Annotated in this window: 20 protein-coding genes; 1 reads left to right on the forward strand and 19 read right to left on the reverse strand. The window is 47.5% G+C overall.

Translation table 11 applies throughout. The features are described from left to right. From V6C93_RS14045 to V6C93_RS14120, 16 genes are all read right to left on the reverse strand, one after another. Positions 1-1,999: DNA cytosine methyltransferase (locus tag V6C93_RS14045; RefSeq protein ID WP_333477282.1), on the reverse strand; the 1,999-nt coding region annotated here is incomplete at its 3' end. Positions 2,000-2,066: 67 nt separating this feature from the next. After that, positions 2,067-4,754 carry a DNA polymerase gene (locus V6C93_RS14050; protein WP_333477283.1) on the reverse strand — a complete coding sequence of 896 codons (2,688 nt, stop codon included), beginning with the start codon at positions 4,752-4,754 and terminating at the stop codon, positions 2,067-2,069. A gap of 3 nt (positions 4,755-4,757) precedes the next feature. Beyond that, positions 4,758-6,119 carry a replicative DNA helicase gene (dnaB, locus tag V6C93_RS14055; protein ID WP_333477284.1) on the reverse strand — a complete coding sequence of 454 codons (1,362 nt, stop codon included), beginning with the start codon at positions 6,117-6,119 and terminating at the stop codon, positions 4,758-4,760. Beyond that, positions 6,092-7,318 (reverse strand): hypothetical protein, encoded by a 1,227-nt coding sequence (locus V6C93_RS14060; RefSeq protein ID WP_333477285.1) that lies wholly within the window; start codon positions 7,316-7,318, stop codon positions 6,092-6,094. The genes dnaB and V6C93_RS14060 overlap by 28 nt, the downstream gene beginning before the upstream one ends. A gap of 41 nt (positions 7,319-7,359) precedes the next feature. Continuing rightward, on the reverse strand, positions 7,360-8,022 hold the full coding sequence (locus V6C93_RS14065; RefSeq protein WP_333477286.1) for a GIY-YIG nuclease family protein: 663 nt from the start codon (positions 8,020-8,022) through the stop codon (positions 7,360-7,362). Then, positions 8,013-8,141 carry a hypothetical protein gene (locus V6C93_RS14070; protein ID WP_333477287.1) on the reverse strand — a complete coding sequence of 43 codons (129 nt, stop codon included), beginning with the start codon at positions 8,139-8,141 and terminating at the stop codon, positions 8,013-8,015. Before V6C93_RS14070 ends, V6C93_RS14065 begins: the two co-directional genes overlap by 10 nt. Next, positions 8,138-8,740, reverse strand: coding sequence for a J domain-containing protein (locus V6C93_RS14075; protein ID WP_333477288.1), 603 nt, complete (start codon positions 8,738-8,740; stop codon positions 8,138-8,140). The genes V6C93_RS14070 and V6C93_RS14075 overlap by 4 nt, the downstream gene beginning before the upstream one ends. Next, positions 8,737-9,054, reverse strand: a complete 318-nt coding sequence (locus V6C93_RS14080; RefSeq protein WP_333477289.1) for a hypothetical protein — start codon at positions 9,052-9,054, stop codon at positions 8,737-8,739. The genes V6C93_RS14075 and V6C93_RS14080 overlap by 4 nt, the downstream gene beginning before the upstream one ends. Before the next feature lie 48 nt (positions 9,055-9,102). Continuing rightward, positions 9,103-9,402, reverse strand: a complete 300-nt coding sequence (locus V6C93_RS14085) for a hypothetical protein (protein WP_333477290.1) — start codon at positions 9,400-9,402, stop codon at positions 9,103-9,105. Between the two features lie 274 nt (positions 9,403-9,676). Further along, positions 9,677-10,135 carry a hypothetical protein gene (locus V6C93_RS14090; protein WP_333477291.1) on the reverse strand — a complete coding sequence of 153 codons (459 nt, stop codon included), beginning with the start codon at positions 10,133-10,135 and terminating at the stop codon, positions 9,677-9,679. Between the two features lie 52 nt (positions 10,136-10,187). Beyond that, complete coding sequence (locus V6C93_RS14095; RefSeq protein ID WP_333477292.1) at positions 10,188-10,451, reverse strand: hypothetical protein; 264 nt, start codon at positions 10,449-10,451, stop codon at positions 10,188-10,190. Between the two features lie 20 nt (positions 10,452-10,471). Next, complete coding sequence (locus tag V6C93_RS14100; protein WP_333477293.1) at positions 10,472-11,065, reverse strand: ribonuclease HII; 594 nt, start codon at positions 11,063-11,065, stop codon at positions 10,472-10,474. Further along, a complete protein-coding gene (locus V6C93_RS14105; protein ID WP_333477294.1) occupies positions 11,062-11,889 on the reverse strand; it encodes a phage Gp37/Gp68 family protein in 828 nt (275 codons plus the stop codon). Before V6C93_RS14105 ends, V6C93_RS14100 begins: the two co-directional genes overlap by 4 nt. Next, positions 11,886-12,704 carry a hypothetical protein gene (locus tag V6C93_RS14110; protein ID WP_333477295.1) on the reverse strand — a complete coding sequence of 273 codons (819 nt, stop codon included), beginning with the start codon at positions 12,702-12,704 and terminating at the stop codon, positions 11,886-11,888. The genes V6C93_RS14105 and V6C93_RS14110 overlap by 4 nt, the downstream gene beginning before the upstream one ends. Before the next feature lie 174 nt (positions 12,705-12,878). Then, entirely contained in the window at positions 12,879-13,133 is a 255-nt protein-coding gene (locus V6C93_RS14115; RefSeq protein WP_333477296.1) for a hypothetical protein, read from the reverse strand. Next, positions 13,130-13,663, reverse strand: a complete 534-nt coding sequence (locus V6C93_RS14120) for a hypothetical protein (protein WP_333477297.1) — start codon at positions 13,661-13,663, stop codon at positions 13,130-13,132. The genes V6C93_RS14115 and V6C93_RS14120 overlap by 4 nt, the downstream gene beginning before the upstream one ends. 135 nt (positions 13,664-13,798) lie before the next feature. On the opposite strand from V6C93_RS14120, the gene V6C93_RS14125 reads away from it, so the two are divergent. Continuing rightward, positions 13,799-14,011 (forward strand): helix-turn-helix transcriptional regulator, encoded by a 213-nt coding sequence (locus V6C93_RS14125; RefSeq protein ID WP_333477298.1) that lies wholly within the window; start codon positions 13,799-13,801, stop codon positions 14,009-14,011. Here the strand turns inward: V6C93_RS14125 and V6C93_RS14130 are convergent. The 3 genes from V6C93_RS14130 to V6C93_RS14140 form a co-directional block, all read right to left on the reverse strand. Next, positions 14,008-14,160 (reverse strand): hypothetical protein, encoded by a 153-nt coding sequence (locus V6C93_RS14130; RefSeq protein WP_333477299.1) that lies wholly within the window; start codon positions 14,158-14,160, stop codon positions 14,008-14,010. The two genes, V6C93_RS14125 and V6C93_RS14130, sit on opposite strands and share 4 nt — an antisense overlap. 74 nt (positions 14,161-14,234) lie before the next feature. Then, a complete protein-coding gene (locus V6C93_RS14135) occupies positions 14,235-14,777 on the reverse strand; it encodes an HNH endonuclease (protein WP_333477300.1) in 543 nt (180 codons plus the stop codon). A gap of 1 nt (position 14,778) precedes the next feature. Further along, positions 14,779-15,159: a hypothetical protein gene (locus tag V6C93_RS14140; RefSeq protein WP_333477301.1), complete on the reverse strand. Its 381-nt coding sequence runs from the start codon at positions 15,157-15,159 to the stop codon at positions 14,779-14,781. Positions 15,160-15,181 lie beyond the last annotated feature (22 nt).

Genomic DNA, 15,181 nt, shown 5'->3' on the forward strand with positions numbered 1-15,181 from the left:
GTGTGTTGTTAGTTTGCCCTCCTATATACAGGGTTATGGTTTCTTGCCCAGCTTCCAGCAATCGCCGTCCCGATGAATGTGACCCGCGATCGCCATTTGTTGTAGGTGCGATCTGAATATCTCGGAGTGCTTGGTTGCATCCCCGTACACCAGCTGTGCTAACTCTTGAGCTGTTGCTGACGGGTGTTGCTGTAAGTAGTCCAGGATGGTTTGTCGGCGTTCCCGCGTCTGTTGTTTTATCTTCTTCCCGGCTGATATTGCTGTATCGAATTCCATAATGTTCAGTGACGGTGCTTAAGACATAATCAACGCGATCGCCTACCCACCGAGCTACGGTTACTGCCCAACTGTTTCCAATTGCTCGGTACTTAGGTCCATTAAATGCTGGCTTCCCTCTGTAAGTGATGTTGAGGTAATTATCTGGAAAGCCCTGTAAACGCAGGCATTCAGTGGGCGAGAATCTCCGTAGTATGTTTGCAAGTCCTTTGTCGCCATGAACTCTAACTCGTTGATAATCCCAAGGCGTTAGGCAGCCAGAATACGCTACAGCATCAGTACTCCCACCAAGTGTATGGGATGTACCATCATCTAATACACCCCAGCCATCGCTACTGGTATGGTCGATTTTAATGACAACGGCTGGTGGCGCTCCAGAGTTGGGGTGTGAAGTTTTAAACCCACCCGATCGCAATGTAGGCGCGATCGTCCCAGCATCTTCACCATAGTCCTTGTAGCTAAAAGCGAGGTAGTTCTGCGGCTTCATCCCCGCTTCTGCCACAACCGCGCCCGCTAGCTGACCATTGCCGTTAATCAGGCGAACTTCATCCCTACTGTTCTGCTGAAAGCAAGCAACGAACGGTGCAATTTGGTTGCGGATTGGTCCATCTTTACACCGAGCATCGAGGGTAGGAGAAACCGTTATGGGGTTGTAGTTAAGAGACTCATAAACGAACGCTTCACACCCTGGATCTAGTCTGTACCCATGACTTAAACAAGCTGGGGCAACAGATAAAGGATTTAAGTTTCCTCCACCGAGAATAGTGGTAACCCCTCCAGTACCTCCTCCAGCAACTCTTGCGCATCTTGTGCAGTTGCATCCTCCGTCACCACCACATCCACAAGTGTCCACCCTTCCTTGAGTAGCAGGTTGTCGTAGGTAATTCCCGCTATCTCCTCCAGCGCCTCTTGAAGTAACTGGGGTAACTTTTTCCCGCGTTTGGCGGCGCGACGTAGTATTCCTCGGCACGCTTCCTGGCTCAAATAAAACTGCTCCAGGTAATCCCAGAAATCTTGTAAGGTCTTCTGTGGGTGCCGCGCCAAGTAATCGGTGGGCGTTTCCAGGACGGAAAGCAACTCCGAAGACTCTCTCTCGTCGCTGGGGAAGGGAGAAGTACTGAGCGTCGAGTACGCGCCACGCAAAGCTGCCTTTCGGTCCAAACACCATACCTGCGTTTCCCCATTTAATTTTGGGGTGCCGTCCTCGATAGGCTCGGAAGAACCGAAAATCAACGAGTGCAAGGTTGAAGCGTAAGAGGGTATGGATGAATTCGGCTTCGAGCCAGCGCTCTGCCTGCTTGTCGTCTGGAAAGAGCATGGATGGCTCTCCCACCATTCCGGCGACAAACAGTCCAAAAGCGTTGTCGTCTGTGGTGAGGACTCCTGGAACGTTTTCCCAAAGTCCAATGGGGCATTTTGACTCATTGAATCCTCGAATGTATTCAAGTGTTAAATTCCCCCTAATGTCCTGTAACGATTTCCTTAATCCCGCAATACTGAACGACTGGCATGGCGACCCCCCAGCGTAGATATCAGCCTTGTCTTGGAATTGGGTGAAATCCGCTTTGGTGATATCCCCAAGGTTCGGAACGTTGGGATGGTGGTGAGCGAGGACAGCGCTGGCAAACGGCTCGATTTCGCTAAACGCAATAGGTTCCCAGTCAGGTTTGGCGACTGATAAGGCATCCATTCCAGCAAATACATGAATAAAGCGTCGTTTCATCCTTCACCCCCAGCCTTAATTGTCCCAGATGTTACGGCTATGTGTTCCATTTGTGACACTATATCCACTATTTATCTGCCCAAGATTGCACAACCAGCTTCTTCCAATTCGTCTCACGCCCATCAACGACGTGTTTGAGCTGGGCTTTGAATTCATCGCCAATCAAATCGTTAACCTGCCTTGTCGCGAGTTCGGCAAATTCTTCTTTGACCAACACATCCACCTCGTCATGAACTACGCCAATGATTTGTAAATCCCATTCCGGGTGTTGGGCGATTAGGTGTTGGATTTTGGGAAGTGACTTCTTAACCGCTGTGGCTTCAATTCTTGTCCAGATTGCTGCAAGGGATTGGGTGTACGGTGCTTCTAATTTGTCGGGGTTTTGGCGGTTAGGAACCAAGGGGAGAAGGATTCTAAACCCGTCTGAGGTGCTGTTCACAGCAACCATCTGCCCATCCACTTCCACAGCCTTTTTCACCAAGCGCTTGTGTAAAGCTTCGCGATGCTTTAAGACCTTGGGATAAAGCACCTTACAACCCTCAATAGCAGCTTCACAGTCTTCGAGTTTTGGCTCTTTTCCGGTGTTGGCTGTGATTTGAGCTTGGATACGTCCCGCCCCCGCCCCGTTTAGCCAGCCGTAATAGGTGTTTTTTGCCGTATCCCGAAACGCTTTGGCTGTTTTATTCGCTTTAGGCTTTTCAACACCATCCTCAAATTTTTCCTTAGCCAGACGTGCAATGTCTTCCCAACTCCAATCCAATCCCTGACATTTGGCAATGTAAACCGCCACCTTACTGTGGTTGTCAATGCTTTCATCATTGTTCCCCGCGATCGCGGTTTCATCTTCGGCTTGGTCGGCGGCGATCCGTCCATGCGCTCCAGCTAAGTCAACCACACCCATGACATACCCTTGAGGCGGTTTAATGGTTGACCTGGGGTTGGGTAGGTTGTATTCAGCGATCATGGGGCTATCTTTTGCCGAGATGGATTGTAGGTTGGGTAAGTCGTCAAAGTTTTTCGACTCCCCGCTGCTAAACCGACCAAAGCCTGTTAGGGTTCTGAAGGTGGTGTGGACACGCCCATCCCGTGCGGCAGAACGCGCAAAGGCTTTTAAGTTATTCAGCTTTACATCAAGCGCCTTGAGCTTAAGCCGTAACTTCACCAAGGGGTTATTTTGGTGCTGCGCCAGTTCCGTCTTATCAAGTTTGTCAACCACAATGTTGTACTTTGTGGCTAAAACTTTCGCTAGTTCTGCTGTTTGGTTGTAGGTAACAGTGGGGCAAATTTGCTGCCATTCTTGTAGCAGTTGTTGGCGAATTACTTCAATTTGCTGACCCTGTACCTCGACCAGTTCTAAATCCACTGGCATCCCCCAACATTCAATATCCACCGCAACGGGAATGCATTGGTTCTCAACGTCCCAGCTTTCCACTAACTTGGGGCTGTAAAGTACTGAAGTTTTATCACGGTACAAACTACATAGCGTGTGGTATAGATGCCATGTCGCAATTACATCGCGTGCGGCATATTGAATCTGCTCATCGCTAAGATAATCACCCCAATCTGATTTTTGCTGAGACTTATCTAGTTGGGTATTGAACCAGCGGTTGATTAAATTACCCAAACTATACCCACCGGATAGTATGGGAGACGCCGCACCCTTTTTATCCTCATCCCCTTTACCGTAGTCCCCAAAGTACACCTTTGCCCCAACCAAGGTACAGGCGATGTTTTGCGCTTTAATTCCTAACTGAGTCGCTAGCATTCGTAAATCGAAGTGGAGGTTATGACCCGCAATTCGACAGTCTGGAGATGATACGCGATCGCGCAGGACTTGAAAAAATGTTTCAAACTGTTGGTGTTTGACAGCACGCTCTGATTCAGTAGCAGCAAATAGGGGTAAGGTATTAAGCGATCGCCCCCCTAAATCTGCAATCCAAACCTGCTCACCGTCAAAGAGTTGAATTAAGCGGATACGTCCATCCCAAGGGTGTAAACCACCTGTTTTGTGGTTAGTTTCTCCAAAGGTTTCTAAGTCTAAAACAAGTAGCTTAGCCGCCTGGATTTTTTGCAGGTGCTGGGTGTAGTTTGGTGTAGCTGGGTCAAGTAATGTTACTGGGACGTTGAAGTTAATTTGTGGCTGTTGGGGGTGGATGAATATTTTTGAGCTAGATACTTTTTGGGTTGGTGGAATAATTTCAAGGAGCTGGACATAGCGATCGCCTAATGGACATCTCAACAACCACGTATTTTTTCCCTTTTCCTCAACCCATCTCAATCGAGCGAAACTACCATCTTTATCATGAATTTCAAACTCTGGAGAGTCCCAAGCTTGCTGTTGGGGTGTGAATTTTAGTTCAGGTATTCTCTGAACATCGAATCCACCCCACAATTCACGCTGACGTGCGGCAATCAGTTCTCCCACATCGTTGCGGTGGCAGTAGTCGCCAGTCCGCTCCCAACAGAGTAAGGTGTAGGGTTCAGTTGGGTTGAGTGAGGCTAGCCACTCGTCAACGCGCTCCATGCGATCGCGTAATAAATCTGAAAATCCTTGCTGATACTCTGTCCAGTGCATCCACAATTCGTCAGGTGCAGCAGACTTACTCCTGTCTTTCCAAAAATTCAGTAAGTCTTGGGTAGGGGCAAAGAAGTCTAAGGTGGGGAGGTTGTGGAAATTTTGTGGGCGCGATCGCGAAATACTAATCAGCTTCCCGTGGTGGTTCTGAGGCTCGAAATAGCTTGCGGTGTAGAGCATGATTTAGTACCTTACAAGATTTAAAAACTGACTTGTCTCTGGTTTAAATAGCGTTTTTACGGTACCTACGGGACCACCCCGTTGTTTACCGACGATAATTTCGCAAATCCCTCTATCAGGTGTCTCAGGGTTGTAATACTCGTCTCGGTAAAGCAGCAAAATCACATCGGCAGCTTGCTCAATTGCGCCTGATTCTCGCAGCTGAGAAATGACCGGACGCTTGTTAGATTGCTTGTCGGATTCTCGGTTAATTTGTGCTAGCGCCATAAACGCTACGTCAAACTCTTTCGCGATCGCCTTACACCCATTCGCCAACTTATCTAGCTCGGTAACACGATTGTTCTTTACCGACTCGTCTCCCAAAAGCTGGAGATAATCTAGAACAACAAGCGCTGGTTTACCGTACATTGCCGTAGCTTTACGAATACCAGATCGGATACGTGCAGGGGTCAGAGCAGAACCGCTAGTATCATCCAGGTAAAGCGGAATGTCTGAGAGGTGCCCCAGAGCCTCGCTAATGCGGGTAAAATCTGTTTCGCTCTCCACAGTACATTCTTCGATTTTCTTGGCGTCTACGCCCGATTTCCAGGCCAGTATCCGAGTCATTAATTCTTCCCTGTCCATTTCGGCTGAGAAGAACACGACGGGATGATTTTTCTCAAGCAGTTGGGCAGCCACATGTACCGAACACTGGGTTTTTCCCATTCCGCTTCTGCCGGCAACAATATAGAGCTTCTTGCGCTTGAGTCCGCCAATCACCGCATCAAGGTCGATAATTCCTGTGGGAAAGCCTTTGAGCTTAGGTGCGTCTAGCTGGTTGTAGATGCGAAGCAAGATGTCAATTGGCGGTTCAACGTCAGAACTCGTTTCTCCCAACGGCGACAGGCTGAAAATTTTATGCTCAGCTTCATTGCGGATTTCCTCAAGTTCTACCGCCGTCTCGTATCCCATTTGGGCAATTTCGTTACCCGCTTGGATAAGCTGACGACGAGCGTACTTGTCCATCACTAAGGCAACATATCGGTCGATGTTGACAGCGCTTACAGTACGGTCAACCAACTCAGCTAACTTGGATTGCCCACCAACTCGTTCCAGCATGTCGTGGTCGTACAACCAAGTTGCCACCATCATCAAGTCACAGGGGCGATCGGCGGTATGTAGAGCTAGCGCGGCTTTGTAAATCTCGCGATGGGCGTTTATGTAAAACGCCTCTGGCCTTAATGTGTCAACAACACGAGTCATAGCACCAGGGTCGAGCAAAATACCTCCAAGAATGGCTTCTTCGGCCTCAATGCTCTGAGGTGGCAGGTTGTTAACACCACCAAAATTCAGCTCAACTACTTTGCTTTGTTTCTGGGCGTACATGATAATTCTGCCTTTTTAGCGAGTAACATTTTTCGGGTTGCTTCTCTTTGTTCATCCGAGGGGATGTAACGCTTGCGCTCTGGTGGTGGAGCTGACGAGGCTTGTGGTGCTGGCAATGGATGGATTGCTGCCGCAGCTTGGTAGGCGTCCCATTCGATCGCGAGTTCATCTCGGCGTTTCAGGTCGTACTTCCCACCTGCAATATGCTTGCGAACTTTCGTCTGCAATTCACCCTCTGGTAATCCTTGGTACGCGGGGTAGCTCTTGAGAGAGCGCGTCATGTGTTTTTCAAAACCCGCGTCAAAAACACCCCGCGATCGGGTTTCCCAAGGTAGGCGATCTGAACCGTCTATATTCTTGGTGTACTGAGATTGATTACGTCCATAACGCTCACTGTTATCACGCTGGGGAGCGGAATCTTTAGTCTCCCGAATAACGCTACTGTTTTCAGAGCCAATGGGTTGATTTGGTTGGTCAGAGACGATTGCTTGTGTAGAGATTCCAGATTCTTCTTGCTGATCGATTTCTTCCTCTTCACACACACGCACTCTTTGGGTGGGGGGTGCGCCGGGTTCAGGGGGCGCTTCCCCTTTGGGGGGTAGGGGGGAATGACTACTAGATTGACTCTTTATATAAAGAAGAGAAGTCAAATTTGACTCCTGATCAGAAACCAATTTTGATTCATCCAGGAGACAATTTTGACCCACGAGAGTCAAAATTGTCTCCTCGGATTTTTCGTCGTTTTGCCCATCAGTCAAATTTGACTCATCGAGAATTGCGTTGTTTAAGCGATTCCAACCATCAAGTGCCGATTGAATAGCTTCAATCTCTAGAAAGTACTCGCGGGTTTGGTCGAATTTGCCACCGGATGATCGGTAACGGATATACCCCCAGTCGTAAAGCCATTTCAATCGGGTCTTGATGTAAGTCTGTCCGTAACCCTCCAATAGCCCAGAGCGGAAGTCGTCAATCGTTTCGTACAGCCAGAGCGTCGGTATCGCTTTGGGCTTTTTACCATTCTTTACGGCTGTCCTGTTCCAAGACTTGACGCGCTCGACTTCTGTCAGCCTGCATTCTGTCCAGTATTCGAGTAAGTCAAGTATCTGTGCTGCACAGTCGTCATTGGCACAAATACTTATAAAATCCTCTCTCCTTTGGACAAACTTCCCGTAATGTCTTAGTAACGCTGTTCTAGCCATAGAAACCTCCAATCACACCCGATATCCAAAGCTTCATGACTTTAAAAACTTCCATTCTCAACGTCAGACAAGAAAGTGCGAATCCTAGCTAGATCGTTGTCGTCTAACTCAAACCATTCACCTGGTAATCTTTTATGGTTGAAACGTTCATGTAATTCTTGCTCGATTATGTAAGCTTCATCTGTATCTAGATGCGCGACTAATTCGAGATGCGAACCGCAATTACATGCAACAGCCATTGCTCGACTGCGAAGATTTCCAGTTACCCCTATTTTGTAAATGCTGTCCCTTATACGTTTGAAAACGTATAAGAAATCCTTGTTAATGGGTTGTTGTGGGTAAAATCTGTATGGTGAGGCGTAAACACATCCTGGTATTTCATTGACATCGCGGTATTCTTTTACGGCTCGCCATCCTTTGGCGTTGTTGCGATCACGAAGTCGATCGCAGACAATATATCCGGCAGCTTCTAGTTGCTTTTTAGCTGTTGACCTTGACAGATCTCCGTAAGTGCTTTTCTCTTTCCCAAATTTGTCAATTGTAATAAAGGCTGTTTCAATGTCATTTGTGGTGCAATACAAATTCTGTTTTGTCTTGTTAGTAATGAAATCCATTAATTCTACAGCGCACCTACCTAATGTTGGGTCTTGTCGGTAGTGAATGCTGTTTCCATGTGCCTTTTCAAAAGGGAGGTTTATTGCCATATTTGTTCTCCTTCAAGCGCGATCACGATTAACTCCTTCATCCGTTCTTCTGGTAACTCGAACGCTTTGTTCTCCCACCACTGCTGCCAGCGTTTAACAATTCGATCTTCTAAACTCATGACTGCACCTTCACTTGAAGTCTCTTATATGCTTCGTTAATTTCTCGGAACGTTTGAGCATTTCCACCCATATCTGGGTGATGTTTTAGGCAAAGCTTTCGATACGCTTGTTTGAGCTGAAAAGCAGTGAATTTTTGGGGTAATCCTAAAAGCTGATGATCGCGACTAAAATGACTTACGGGTTGTTGAACTCTTGGTTTCGGTGTTTCTTTTTGATTTACTTTGTCCCAGTCGGAGCGACTTTGACGAATAGTTCTAGCGGTGGCTTCTGAACGCTTACCACAGGTGTGCATTGCACCCCAATGTGTTTCTGGGTGCTGGAAAGGACAGTAGAAGGAATTTACTTTTAGGCGAACGATATACCCCCAGCCATTAGATGTTGAAAATACAAATCCGCGAAATACGTCTTTTCCTCCTGTAGTATCGATTACCCGATAAACTTCAATTGGGTGTGCAGAATGGTGCTTAAAAAAAGTGGCTTTCATATCAGCAACCAGCTTTTTGTCGGCAATATGACACTCCACACCATTAAGAGAGATTAAATGAAGTGTTGCTGTAAACTCTTTTCGAGAATACTTGATTGACCTTGGGTGACTCATGACTGCACCTCGATCGCGTTGAATTCAGAAACGGAGATTTTGTAACTAGATGTGGTTGCGTAGTGGTTCCAAAAAATCTGTCTTTCTTGGGGCGATAACTCTTTAATTGGTGTCGGCAGCAATGATCGCCCGACAACTACAAAAGCCTCAGATGGCAGGTGACACGCTAGCGCGTACTTGATTGAATCTGAATAGAGCAAAGCACCGATGTTCAACGTACTCAATACTTTTTTAAGGGTGCGTAGATTCAACTCTTTGGATGTAGAGTCAACAACAGACCGACCTGTTCTAAACTCAACAATTTTGTAAATCATGTCTCATTTGTGATATATGTGTGTTCCATCTGTGACACTGTAGCTAGACTATTCCAGCCACTTAAAATTGCAAATCTCGTCAACAGCGGTTGGCGGCAACTCAAACCAATCGCTATCGGGTATCCAATAGCTTATATAGGGGTAAGTCAAAGCTTCCTCCTCATCCTCACTTCCTGGTATAGACCACAGTAGTTCTATAGGATAGGGACTAACTAGCGTGATTTGAATGAGTAAAACCGTTGGGGATTCTGGCGTCCATCCCAACCAATAACGGGGTATGGGAGAGCAACATTTTAAGAGGGCTAAATACCCCTCTTGCGATTGGGTCGTGTTATCGTGTATATTCATAGGAAAGCGAGCTACTTGTGAGCTACTTAATAGCTGAACTAGGAGCGAAGCGGACTACAGGGTAGTCGAATGAAAAATAGATTTTGACCGATTTGAGGACACCTCCTGGCAGAGGTGTTTTCGCTTTTTAAGGCGAAAAAATTCCTTGTCATCATCTTACTCTTGTAGAGGTGGTAGTGCAAGGTGCGAACCAACTTAGAAATTTCTGAGAGCGATTTGTTAGATACATATCAGACACTCCAAGTTGGCTCATCCGGTTGACAACTATCAGTTGTCAGTTGACTAAAGCTTCTTCCCGCACGTTCAGTACGTCTTCATCAAACAAACTGACCTGCGCCCGCTTCCCGTTTAGATAATCTCGTGCCTCTGCCTGCACCCGTTCCAGCTTCGCCTTCAACTCTTGATCGGCTATCAGGTAGGGCGTGTTGATGTTTATGGGCGAGGCCAGCTCCTCATTCTTGTTCTGGGCTGTGATGACAACGCCAATATCCCCATCGAGGTGCTTGAGCGTTACCCCAGTGATTTCGGCTGCATCCCAGCCGTTGGGATCGAGCAGGCAGATGTTAATTACGTTGTCCCGCAAGGCATTCATCGCTTTATAAAAGCTGGGACGTGCCTCCCCCTTTCCCTCACGCGCTACCCCATCTGGTTCTCCGGAGAACGCTGGGTCGTCGTAGATAATACTGACGCCGTTCTTCGTGACCTTGATTTTATGTATCAGAATTTCCGCCATCGCCCCTCCCAAAATAACAGATGATACAAAGCTATATCACATTTGTGACAGTCTACACAGGATTAGAATATTCGTACAAACCTAGTTCGGAAAGCGCTTTTCGACGTTCCTGCAACCAAATCAAAGTTAGGGTGCAATTGCTTTTCTCAAAGGGGAAAGCGCCGTCAATTGAAGCCTTCACTTCTTCCTGCGGGGCGTTAGAAATCGCGTGCTGTATCGCCTTTTTAATCTGCTTGCGCCATTTATTTTGCGTTGACTCCGCGTAGACTTTCGGCATAGTGGATTTCAGGTGTTTCCGGTATTCTTCGATGTCCATCTGTTCTCCTATGTCGCACCTTAGCTATAAGACTCACGCGCATACTTCCGACAGAAGCTAGCTCGATGTTGAGGTGTTAACCCATGTTGAGCCAACTCCTGTCGATGTTGGGCAGTGCCATACCCGTGATGCTTGGCAAGGTCATGGGGATAGCGCTGACCCAAGCGATCTACCAAGTCATCCGACCATTCTTTGAGAATGATGGATGAAGCCGCGATCGCGTAATCTCTTCTATCCCCATTAACCAAAGTTGTCTGGGGGATATTAAGCCTAGGGATATAGCAGGAGCCATCAACCAGCACGCGATCGGGAACAATTGGCAGCTTTTTAATAGCTCGGATGCAAGCGAGCGACCAAGCGAAAAATATCCCATCTAACTCAATATCCTGCACGGTGGCATATCCAATTCTCCAGATGAGTGCATCCTGAAGTTTTGTTAGTAGCTTCTGGCGAGTTGCCTTGGACATCATCTTCGAGTCTCTAAGCTTGCCAGTCCTACTTTTCAGTAATTGGGCAATCTCTGATGCTTTGTCATCTAAGGGTATGGACGCGATCGCGCAGATGGGACCGAACCAATTTCCCCGTTTTGACTCTTCAACACGAGCGATAATCATTGAATATCTCCAGGAAACTGCGCCCATTGCTGCCCATCTAGCTCAGGCAAAGAAACCTTCTTTCCTTTGATGAAATCCTGCTTGTAGAAGAATGCCACATCGTGAGCTACACACTGATCGCGCAAACTCCTGACCCAATTCTCATCCATGACCCGCGCCCCTTTTCCCGACTCAGCACCGGTGATCACTTGGCTAACCTTGTAGCCAGGAAAATCAAAACCCATGTGCAACTCTTCGAGCAACGGCTCAGCACTCACAAACGTTGTCCAGCCTTGCTCGGTAAGACTGGAAAGTAGCGGCACGCGATCGCGTACCGAATTTTGGCATCCCGCCGTTGTCCCCAGCCACACGTTATCTAGCAAGAAGTCCTCTTCCAAGTCATCGAGCAGATGCCCAATACAGGGACTGGACATCAACTCTTCCTCAATAATTTTTGCCCAGCGCTTCCCTAAATCGGGTTGGGAGAAATAATCCACCATCCGCTGAGTGCGCTTGGTCAATATTTGGTACGTGTGGTGAGCGGCAATGGCGGCAACGGCGAATACGCGATCGCGCCACTCATCTGGAACATTTTCATGAAATAAATCACTCATGGAGCAAACAAAAATCCGCTTGGGTTGTCGCCAGCCCAGAGGCTTTTTCCATTGGCTCTCGACAAATTGCACCGTACCGTCCCACTTGGCGACAGCTTGATACTGGGGAAATTGTTGGAGCCGTGGAGATGCTGCGGCGACAGAAGCATAACAGCGATCGCATTCCGGCGATATCCGTGAACAGCCAACAATCGGATTGTACGTGGCGTCAGTCCATTCGATCTTGCTCACGACATACCTCCTAACCAAATTAATGTTTGCGCGATCGCGTCGGGCGTATCTTCATCCAAAGACTTAATCCACACTGCGGCTGGATCTAGTTCATCCCCGCACAGCTTGTTGCCCAGCTCCCAAATGCCGCGAATATCGTTGACTTCTAAGAGTTTCCTCAAGTGATTTCGAGCCGATGGATGAATCTTTCCCAAAGAAACACAGTATTCTTCGCTAAAATCTTCCTCAGCGTAACCGCATCCGCCCCAACTCGATAGGCTGTTGCTGTAGTGGATGTGATTACAGTCGCAAGCGCCAAAATTCTCTTCGTAAACATGGTCTTGGCAGATGACGCAGTAGTGCTGAGCTTCACCGATTATGGTGTTTTCGAGCCAAGGCTTCAGGGCTTCGAGCCGCTCTGATGTTAACTCAACGCACACTGGGTTTCCATAGAAAGATATCCTCCAAGGATTACAAAACTCAGTTAGCCAATATTCAAATTCAATTGCATCTCCATCGTCACTAGAGCAAAGTAAGCTACCATCCTTCCTCTGATTGCACCAGTACGCACACGCTTGTGTGTAAATTTGGCGAATTTCCCCATCACGCCACTCAATCAGCACGATTGGACTAGAGTCAATTTCCAGGAAAAAATTAGGGTTGTGAACGGCTGGAGCGTAGCCGCGATCGCTCGCTGTCACTTCAATTAGCCCCTCTCCAACCACACACGGCAATCTGGCATCTTCTGCTACGGCATACCCTGGAGGTAACTTTTTGCTAGCTGATACCTCCCAGTAAGTGTGTCCCCCCCCGCTCATACCAATTACAAGAGACATAGGGGTTTCCATATTCCAGCGCGTTAATGGCATCTGGATCTGGGTGATTTTCATCATGGAGAGTTTGCGCGATCGCGCTACACTTCCCCTTGTTAGTACAAAACTCTGACGGATTTAAACCCATCGCAGCGCAGTTCCACCCCAAAGGACAACTTGCGCACCACTCTATCTTGCTCACAATTTTTGTCCTTGACTGATTGCAAATGTTTTTAGGTTCTCTGCCCACTTCCGCGATCGCGTAACATGCGATTCCCACTTCTTTTGCGGAAGTTGCTGAATTTTGCCGTCCGTCTTTTGCTTCGCGATCGCGCCACAGCTCTCACATCGATAAATGCCTTCCAACTTCCCAGCTTCGTAGATGTTTATGAAAGCTGGGTCTGTCGGTTCTTGGTAGAGCTTCCGCCAGGAGTGGAGGTGTGCCTCACTCACACAGCACCTCCCAGTTTTTCTATCAAATCAGCATCAGGCACCCATAAACCCTGTTTTCCCTTGTATGGGATTGGTTCAGCCAGCGCTTTAACATTCTCCAGTCTCCATGCGTAACGCCCTGGTTGCCAATCCCCTACGGTTATCTCTAAATCAGAAAGCTCTGAGCAGGTACGGTTAAGACTGATTTGATCCCAAGGCGGATTGACCGCAGGTAGCCAGGTCATCTCCGAGCATTGAGTCAAGTCCGCGATCGCAATAATGCAGCTATAAGGAGGATAAGCAAAATCTAAGACCTCACGAGAAAAACTGTCTTTACCTGCCATGCGGCAAGCGTCCCAAGCAAGATTGATTTCATCATGAGTTATTTTGTGAGTTGACTCAGATGCTGCATGAATCAGAAGTTTCCCCCTGTAATTTGTAAGCCAACTCCGAGTCTCATACAACTTTAACCCCAAAGCTACCAAACTTGCCCACGGTTGCCACAGTGTGATAGCACGTACTTGCGTAATACTGTTTTGAGCAACTATCATTAATCACAAACCTTTTGATTGATGCGAATATCCTACTTCTGAGAGACGACTTATCCGGGTCGTCTTTTGTTTTTACTGAGTATTTTTCATCCGCTATCTGCTAGAATAACACAACTACTAGATTGTGTCGAGGTTATGATAGGTAGTAGGTTAGTTTTAGAAAATATAGGATTGGAGCTGATTTCCACCCGGAAAGATTTGGGGTGGACTCAGAAGCAGTTAGCGGATAAGTTGGGTGTTACTGAGCAGAACGTCCAGAAACTTGAAAAGAATAAATATGCCACTGCAAGGCTGGATACCTTGATAAAAGTGGCACGAGCGCTCGATACAACTTGGACTGACAACTAATAGTTGTCAAATAGATTGAGTTGGAGCTTTCCCACGCCAAGCCGTGCCACGAGTGCTGTAGTTTGGGTTGAGACAAAGCCGGATATAGTTCCGCGCGATCGCGTGTCCGCCAATTGGATAAGTCGGGCTAAATAGAAAATACAACGCATGTTCTTTCTGCTCTTGAGACAACTTTGAGTGTGCGGCAATCGCGTTTGCAAATCGTTCTTTGGCAGGAATTGTTCTAGGCAGCCCGAACTCTTTTAGTATGCCGTCTTCCCGTACCTTGTCTTCGTTGAGAATTTGTGTTTGAGCGAAGCGTTTCAACTCGTCGCCACTGGTAGCGCTTGGCGTACCGTCGTAATGTTCTGCCATCGACGTTAAACTCCTTGGTCAACTTTTCAAATGAATAACCTTGCTCGTACAGTATTTGAGCACGTTGCTTTTCCGCTGGGGTAAGTCCTTGCCGGAAGTACCCCAGCTTTTTGCGATCGCGTGCGTTCCGTTTCCGGCTTCCCCAGGTCAAATTAGATAGTCGGTTGTCAGCGCGGTCTGAATTTTTATGACAAGCCTGAAACCCCTCCGGGCATGGCCCAACAAAGGTAAGAAGTACCAACCGATGAATATATTCCCGCTTCCCGCCTAGAGAAACTTTGCGATATCCATCGGTGGCATCTCCTATCATCGGTTCCCCGTTTTTCCCGTACACCGTCCCATTTTGGTCGATGCTGTAGTCGGGGTAATTTGGGATGCGGACCCGTGCAAATTCAAAGGTGAGTTGGGTCACGTCAAAATTCTGCCAGCTCACCGTCTATGACCGTACTTTCTTCCTCAACTTTGGACGCTGATAGCAGATTGCTAAATTGTGGCATATGTGAAGCTTCCGGTTTAATACCTTGAGCCTTGAGAAACTCAGCCGTTTTATCCCACTCTTCTCGGAGTATTTTTAAGCGCTTCTCTAATTCCCGAATAGTATTTTCAAGTTTGTATTTTTCCTCGTATAATTCGTCTGCGGGTTGTCCTACTATCCGACGGGCTTTTTCCCGTAGCTGGGGTACAACATTTTCAGGCGTTTCACCGTCGTCAAGTTCGACACTGAAACCGATACGCTCGTTGCTGTAATTGCCGACAGAAATTAGAAAATGGGCGTGTACTAGTTTAATTTGCATGATTTTTGTGTAGAAATTTTAA

Origin of the sequence: Allocoleopsis sp., from assembly GCF_036703385.1 — a bacterium.
Lineage (GTDB): Bacteria > Cyanobacteriota > Cyanobacteriia > Cyanobacteriales > Coleofasciculaceae > Allocoleopsis.

What these genes read in the sequence shown, in the direction of transcription:
- V6C93_RS14050 (WP_333477283.1), bottom strand. Translation starts at nt 4,754, where the DNA reads ATGCTCTACACCGCAAGCTATTTCGAGCCTCAGAACCACCACGGGAAG.
- dnaB (WP_333477284.1), bottom strand. Translation starts at nt 6,119, where the DNA reads ATGTACGCCCAGAAACAAAGCAAAGTAGTTGAGCTGAATTTTGGTGGT.
- V6C93_RS14060 (WP_333477285.1), bottom strand. Translation starts at nt 7,318, where the DNA reads ATGGCTAGAACAGCGTTACTAAGACATTACGGGAAGTTTGTCCAAAGG.
- V6C93_RS14065 (WP_333477286.1), bottom strand. Translation starts at nt 8,022, where the DNA reads ATGGCAATAAACCTCCCTTTTGAAAAGGCACATGGAAACAGCATTCAC.
- V6C93_RS14070 (WP_333477287.1), bottom strand. Translation starts at nt 8,141, where the DNA reads ATGAGTTTAGAAGATCGAATTGTTAAACGCTGGCAGCAGTGGTGGGAG.
- V6C93_RS14075 (WP_333477288.1), bottom strand. Translation starts at nt 8,740, where the DNA reads ATGAGTCACCCAAGGTCAATCAAGTATTCTCGAAAAGAGTTTACAGCA.
- V6C93_RS14080 (WP_333477289.1), bottom strand. Translation starts at nt 9,054, where the DNA reads ATGATTTACAAAATTGTTGAGTTTAGAACAGGTCGGTCTGTTGTTGAC.
- V6C93_RS14085 (WP_333477290.1), bottom strand. Translation starts at nt 9,402, where the DNA reads ATGAATATACACGATAACACGACCCAATCGCAAGAGGGGTATTTAGCC.
- V6C93_RS14090 (WP_333477291.1), bottom strand. Translation starts at nt 10,135, where the DNA reads ATGGCGGAAATTCTGATACATAAAATCAAGGTCACGAAGAACGGCGTC.
- V6C93_RS14095 (WP_333477292.1), bottom strand. Translation starts at nt 10,451, where the DNA reads ATGGACATCGAAGAATACCGGAAACACCTGAAATCCACTATGCCGAAA.
- V6C93_RS14100 (WP_333477293.1), bottom strand. Translation starts at nt 11,065, where the DNA reads ATGATTATCGCTCGTGTTGAAGAGTCAAAACGGGGAAATTGGTTCGGT.
- V6C93_RS14110 (WP_333477295.1), bottom strand. Translation starts at nt 12,704, where the DNA reads ATGTCTCTTGTAATTGGTATGAGCGGGGGGGGACACACTTACTGGGAG.
- V6C93_RS14120 (WP_333477297.1), bottom strand. Translation starts at nt 13,663, where the DNA reads ATGATAGTTGCTCAAAACAGTATTACGCAAGTACGTGCTATCACACTG.
- V6C93_RS14125 (WP_333477298.1), top strand. Translation starts at nt 13,799, where the DNA reads ATGATAGGTAGTAGGTTAGTTTTAGAAAATATAGGATTGGAGCTGATT.
- V6C93_RS14130 (WP_333477299.1), bottom strand. Translation starts at nt 14,160, where the DNA reads ATGCGTTGTATTTTCTATTTAGCCCGACTTATCCAATTGGCGGACACG.
- V6C93_RS14140 (WP_333477301.1), bottom strand. Translation starts at nt 15,159, where the DNA reads ATGCAAATTAAACTAGTACACGCCCATTTTCTAATTTCTGTCGGCAAT.